General features: G+C 75.9%; 2 protein-coding genes. Both read left to right on the plus strand.

Translation table 11 applies throughout. The annotated features are described in order from the left end of the window. Positions 1-503: MmgE/PrpD family protein (locus tag AC0CYZ_RS31350; protein ID WP_472222128.1), on the plus strand; the 503-nt coding region annotated here is incomplete at its 5' end. Further along, a partial coding sequence (locus tag AC0CYZ_RS31355; RefSeq protein ID WP_472222130.1) for an LLM class flavin-dependent oxidoreductase occupies positions 496-1,243 on the plus strand: 748 nt, incomplete at its 3' end. The genes AC0CYZ_RS31350 and AC0CYZ_RS31355, both read left to right, overlap by 8 nt.

The following is a 1,243-nucleotide window of genomic DNA, read 5'->3' on the forward strand; positions in this document are numbered from 1 at the left end:
GGCTGACCGCCGACGACGTCGTCTCGGTGCGGTGCGCCATCCACCCGGTGCCGGGCAAGGTGGTCTGCGAGCCGGCGGCGAACAAGTGGGAGCCGCGCGACGAGTACGACGCCAAGTTCAGCCTCCCCTACGTCGTCGCCACCGTGCTGCGCCGTGGGCGGTTCGGGCTCGCCGAGCTCGCCGACGACGCCCTGCGCGACCCGGCGACCCTGCAGCTGGCCCGCCGCGTCGAGGTCGTCGAGGACCACGAGGGTGCGTTCCCGCGCGCCTACTCCGGGTACGTCGAGCTGGAGCTGGCCGACGGGCGCCGGATCTCGCGCCGCGAGCAGGTCAACCGCGGGCACGACGAGCGCCCGCTGTCGAACGCCGAGATCGCGGCGAAGTTCGCCGGGACCATCGGCACCGTGGCCGACGCGGCGACCGCCGAGCGGGTGCGGACCGCGGTCCTCGGGCTCGGCGACGACACCCCGGCGCGGGACTTCGCCGAGACGTGCCGTGGCTGAGTCGGCGGTGCGGGTCGGGCTCCACCTGACCCACCAGCGGCTCCCGGCCCAGGACCCCGTCGCCGTCCTCGACGAGCAGCTGGCCCTCGTGCGGCTCGCCCGCGACGAGGGCCTCGACTCGGTGTTCGCCGGGCAGCACCACCTCGCCGGGTCGGTCGCGCACATCCAGCCGCTACCCTGGCTGGCCCGGCTCGCGGCCGAGGCGGGGGAGATGACCGTCGGCACCGGCTGCCACCTGCTGGCCGTGCACAACCCGGTGGACACCGCGGAGGCCTACGCGAGCCTCGACGTCGTCTGCCGCGGCCGGTCGGTGTTCGCGGTGGGGCTCGGGTACCGCGACGAGGAGTACGCCGCGTTCGGGGTGCCGCCGCAGGAGAAGGTGCGGCGCTTCACCGAGAACCTCTCGATCGTCGACGCGCTCTGGCGCGGGGAGACGGTGACGCGGGACCTGCCCTGGACCCGGCTCGATGAGGCGCGGCTCCTGCTGCGTCCCGTGGCCGACCCGCGCCCGCCGATCTGGATCACGGCGAACGCGGACGCCGCGGTGCGCCGGGCGGCGCGCCTCGGGGACGCCTGGATGATCAACCCGCACGCGACGGCGACGACGGTGCGTCGCCAGCTCGAGCTCTTCGACGCCGAGCGCGCGGCCCACGACCGCGGGCCGGCCGCGGCGCGCCCGCTCATGCGCGAGGTGTTCTGCGCGGACACCCGCGAGGAGGCGCTCGCCCGGGCGCGGCCGT

The sequence above is a fragment of the Actinomycetospora sp. genome (assembly GCF_055612215.1).